The organism is Bradyrhizobium sp. (assembly GCF_049512235.1).
GTDB lineage: Bacteria > Pseudomonadota > Alphaproteobacteria > Rhizobiales > Xanthobacteraceae > Bradyrhizobium.
This window is the reverse complement of the sequence record NZ_JBEKXH010000485.1, coordinates 1-4836: the sequence shown is the minus strand read 5'-3', so window position 1 is coordinate 4836 and position 4836 is coordinate 1. Positions and strand designations below refer to the sequence as shown.

Genomic DNA, 4836 nt, shown 5'->3' with positions numbered 1-4836 from the left:
TGAATACTCGTGTGCGTGATGGCCGTTTTCTGCACGCGAGGCTGCGGGTGCCACTGGGCATCCGGCATTCCCCACGCCCTCTACTTCAAGGGCGTTGAGTTTCCTGGCAAAAGCTCGGGCGCATCGCGCCGCGGGGCGTTGACGTGTGTCCGGGATGGGCTGTTTGACATTTGCATCGGTAGAGTTTCGTGGCTCAGCAATCCTGCCGCTGCTCCCGGTCGTGATCGCCCGCCAGCGGGTCGGCGCAAGGCGCCGCTCGGCGACAGGCCGCAAGCGAGCGATCCAGTATTCCGATGCATCAACGCTAACGTTGCCAGGTCGTGCCGGGGAAACGAGTGGCGCTCTCCATGCCTGCAGGTCCTGCGACTGTCGGCTTTGCGCCCGCCGCAGAAGCGGCCCTCAAGGACGGCGCCCGCCATTATTCCCAATACCAGCCGGAGAAGTCGTTGGCGAACTGGGGTACTTCCGCCCACACGCCCTTCAGGCGCTTGTTGGCGATGCTGATCAATTCGGGTTGATACAGGAAGCCCGCGGCGGCGTCGGTGGCCAGCATGCGCTGGGCCTCGCCAAGCAGTTTGGCGCGGTCGGCGTCGTTCGCCGCCTCGGTGATCGACTTGTAGAGCGCATCGAAGGCCTCGGACTTGTAGCCTATGTAAAAGCTGTCTTCGGTGAATTTCACGAGATCGAACGGCTCGACATGCGCGACGATGGTGAGATCGTAGTTGTGCGGCCCGGTGAACACCGACGACAGCCACTGCGCCCATTCCACATTCTCGATCTTGGCAATGATGCCGATCTGGGCGAGCTGCGCCGCCAGCACTTCGCCGCCCTGCCGCGCATAGGACGGCGGTGGCAGCTTCAGGCTCACTTCCAACGGCGTCGTCACGCCGGCTTCGGCAAGAAGCTTCCTGGCCTTGTCGGGATCGAACGGATTGATGCCGGTGGTGTCGACATAACCGAGCGAGCCCGGCGTGTAGAAACTGCCGATCGGCACGCCGAAGCCATCGCTGGCACCTTCGATCATCGCCTGGCGGTCGATCGCGGCGAGGATGGCGCGCCGCACCCGCAGGTCCTGAAACGGCTTCTTCCTGTTATTGATGGCGACGATGGTCTTGGCGCGCGAGCCGCCAATCAGCACGGCAAAACGCGGGTCGGCCTTGAACTGCGGCAGGCTGCGCGCGGCAGCGACGCGGGGAAAGGCATCGATGTCGCCGGAGAGCAGCGAGGCGACCTGCGCGGAGGGATCGCTGATGAAGCGGATCGTCACCCTGGTCAGCTTGATGGCGGCCGCATTGCGGTATCCGGGCCACTTGGAAAGCGTGATCGAAGAGCCTTTGGCCCAGGCGGTGAGCACAAAGGGCCCGGTGCCGACCGGCTTGGCCGCGTTGGTCGGCGCGCTCTTGGGCTCGACCATCGAAGCTGTGGCCTGTCCGAGCAGGAACGGCAGGTTGGGCTCCGGATGCTTCAGCTTGATCACGACGGTTTCGGAATCCGGCGTCGTGATCTCTGCGATGCCCTGAAAAAGGCTTTTGTCCTTGTTGGTGCTGGCGGGCGCGGCGGCGCGCTCATAGGAGAATTTCACGGTTTCCGCGTTGAACGGTTCGCCATTCTGGAACGCGATGCCCTTGCGCAGCTTGAAGGTGTAGGTCTTGAGGTCGGGCGCGGTCTCCCAGCTTTCGGCAAGCAGCGGCGCGACCGAGCCATCTTCCTTCACCTTGGTCAGCGTCTCGAAGACGTTGTACAGCGTGACCTCGGCAATGGCCGCGGCGGCCGCATTGGTCGGATCCAGACCGGGCGGCTCGAGCGTCATGCCCATGACGACGCTGTCCTTGTTGCCCTGCGCCGATCCCGCTTGCGGTGACAGCAATAGTCCGACGGCCGCGGCGGCCGCGAACATGACCAGCTTCCTGAACATCCGAATGCTCCTGACGGCACCAACCAGCTAACCCATCGAACCCAGATCGAGCGCCATGCTATCACACCTCGGCGGACACGGGAGGCAACCCCATGATGGTTTCGGCGTGGTGGCAGGCGGCGAAATGTCCGGCGCCGACGGGTTGCAGCACCGGCGAAATGGCGCGGCAATGGGCATCGGCGTGGGGACAGCGTGGGGCGTAGGCGCAACCGGTGGACCGCAGGGGTTGGGAGGCAACCGCCTGCGCTCCGCGGCGCTGCCGGCCAAGGCCAGGGCGCATCCGCGGCACAGCCTCCAGCAAAGCGCGCGTATAGGGATGCGCGCAGCGGCCGAACAGATCCTCGGGCCGGCCTTGCTCGACGATCTTGCCGAGATAGATCACCGCGATTTCATCGCAGAGATAATCGACCACCGCAAGGTCATGGCTGATCAGCACATAGGTCAGCCGAAACTGGTCCTGCAGGTCCTGCAGCAGATTGAGCACCTGGGCCTGCACCGAAACGTCGAGCGCGCTGACCGGCTCATCGGCGACAATCAGTTTCGGCTGGGTGATCAGGGCCCGGGCGATGGCGATGCGCTGGCGCTGACCGCCGGAGAACTCATGCGGATACTTGCCCATGTCGGGCTCACGCAGGCCTACCTGCTTCAGCACCGTGGCGACGCGCGCGCGCTGTTCGCCGCGATCGATGCGGCCGAGCGCGGTCAGCGGTTCGGCGACGATACGGGCGACGGTCTGGCGCGGATCGAGCGAGCCGTAGGGATCCTGGAACACCATCTGGAAGTCGCGCCGCGCCCGACGCAGCTCGCCGGCCGGCAGGCGGTGCAGGTCGCGTCCGAGCAATGACACCTTGCCTGCGGTCGGCGTCTCCAGCGCCATCACCGCTCGCGCGAAGGTCGATTTGCCGGAGCCGGATTCGCCGACCATGCCGAGGCTCTTGCCCGCCATCACCTTCGCGCTGACGCCATCGAGCGCGAGCACTTCGGGCGCGGGCCTGAACAGGTTTTGGCGCGGCAGCGTGTAGCGCTGCACCAGGTCATCGACTTCGAGCAGCGGCCTTTCGGGAGCCGGCGCCGGTGTCCCCGCCATCATGTTCATGGGTTCCTCGCACCCGCCCGGTTCGCCATCGAGAGATCGGTGCGCAGGCAGCGCACCGTGTGGCCGGCAGCGACCATGACCGGCGGCGGCAAGGTGTTTCTGCAGCGCTCCTCGGCGATGGCGCAGCGCTCCGCGAAAACGCAGCCGGCCGGCAGGTCGGCGAGTTCGGGGACGGTACCGGCGATGGTCTGCAGGCGCGTGCCCTTCGGCGCGCCGAGATGCGGCCGCGCCCGGAACAGGCCCTGGGTGTAGGGGTGGCCCATTTCGGCAAACACCACCGCGGTTAAGCCGTTCTCGACCACGGAGCCGCCATACATCACCATCATGCGCTGCACGTTTTCGGCGATGACGCCGAGATCGTGCGAGATCAGGATCATCGACATGCCGCGCTCGGCGACGAGATCGGCAATCAGATCGAGGATCTGCCGCTGGATGGTGCCGTCGAGCGCGGTGGTCGGCTCGTCGGCGATCAATAGATCGGGATGGCAGGCCAGCGCCATGGCAATCGTAACGCGCTGGCGCTGGCCACCCGAAAACTGGTGCGGATAGGCCGAGGCACGCCCCGCGGCATCGGGAAGACCGACACGGTCAAGCAGCGCGATCGCTTCGCGGCGGGCCTCGGCAGCCGCAAGGCCCTTGTGCCGCCGCAGCGGCTCCGCGACCTGGCGACCGATCGTGTGCATCGGGTTAAGGGCCGTCATCGGCTCCTGGAAAATCATGCTGATACGGTTGCCGCGCAACTGGCAATAGTCGGGCTCGGGGAGGCCCACGAGCTCGCGGCCACCGAGCCGGATACTGCCGCTGATGACGGCGCTGTCCGGCAACAGCCCCATCAGCGCCATGGCGGTAACGGATTTGCCGCAGCCGGATTCGCCGATCAGCCCCAGCGTCTCGCCGCGGTTGAGCGAAAAGCTCACGCCGCGCACCGCATCGGCCGGGCCACGGCTGGTGTTGAGCCGAACCCGCAAGTTCTCGACTTCGAGCAGCGGCAGGCTGCCGGTCCGGCTCGCCATCATCGCTCCCGGGCCAGGCGGGGGTCGAACAGGTCACGCAATCCGTCCCCCAGAAGATTGAGGCTGAGCACCGCGGTTGCGATCGCAAGGCCGGGATACACGGCAAGGCTCGGCGACTGAAACAGCAGGCTCTGCGCATCGTTGAGCATGCGTCCCCAGGATGGCTGTGGCGGCTGGGTACCGAGGCCGAGATAGGACAGCGCCGCCTCGGCAAGGATGGCAAGCGCGAACTGGATCGTCGCCTGCACGATCAGCATCGAGAGGACATTTGGCAGCACATGCTCGATCGTAATGCGAAACCTGCCCTTGCCGGAGGCGCGCGCGGCAAGCACGAACTCCCTTGCCCAGACCGCATTGGCGGAGCCGCGGGTGATGCGCACGAAGGTCGGAATCTGGAACATGCCGATCGCGATGATCGACGTCAGCATGCCCGGTCCGGCAACGGCGGCGAGCATGATCGCGGAAAGCACCGCCGGGAATGCGAAGGTGAAATCGCCGACCCGCATGATCAGTTCCTCGACCCATCCCTTGCGCGCGGCCGCCAGCAGGCCCAGGCAAACGCCGAACAAAAGGCCGATGTCAACCGCGATGACGCCAACCATGATCGAACTGCGGGCACCGACCAAAAGCTGCGAGACGATGTCGCGGCCGAGAATGTCGGTGCCGAGCCAGTGCATCGCCGAGGGCGGATTGAGTTTGTGCGCCATGTCGAGTTCGTAGGCGGACCATGGCGTCCAGACCAGCGACAACAGCGCCGCCGATGCGACCACCATGCTGAGGGACCCGCCCGCCACGAAGCTGCGGTGACGAAG

General features: G+C 65.7%; 4 protein-coding genes. All 4 read right to left on the bottom strand.

Annotation, left to right across the window (positions count from 1 at the left end; translation table 11 throughout):
- Window positions 1–418: 418 nt before the first annotated feature.
- Window positions 419–1915: an ABC transporter substrate-binding protein gene (locus tag ABSG20_RS30095; RefSeq protein WP_423868100.1), complete on the bottom strand. Its 1497-nt coding sequence runs from the start codon at window positions 1913–1915 to the stop codon at window positions 419–421.
- Between the two features lie 61 nt (window positions 1916–1976).
- Window positions 1977–3002, bottom strand: coding sequence for an ABC transporter ATP-binding protein (locus tag ABSG20_RS30090; RefSeq protein WP_423868101.1), 1026 nt, complete (start codon window positions 3000–3002; stop codon window positions 1977–1979).
- 5 nt (window positions 3003–3007) lie between these two features.
- Window positions 3008–4027 carry an ABC transporter ATP-binding protein gene (locus ABSG20_RS30085; RefSeq protein WP_423868099.1) on the bottom strand — a complete coding sequence of 340 codons (1020 nt, stop codon included), beginning with the start codon at window positions 4025–4027 and terminating at the stop codon, window positions 3008–3010.
- The coding region (locus ABSG20_RS30080; protein ID WP_423868098.1) for an ABC transporter permease at window positions 4024–4836 on the bottom strand (813 nt) is incomplete at its 5' end. The genes ABSG20_RS30080 and ABSG20_RS30085, both read right to left, overlap by 4 nt.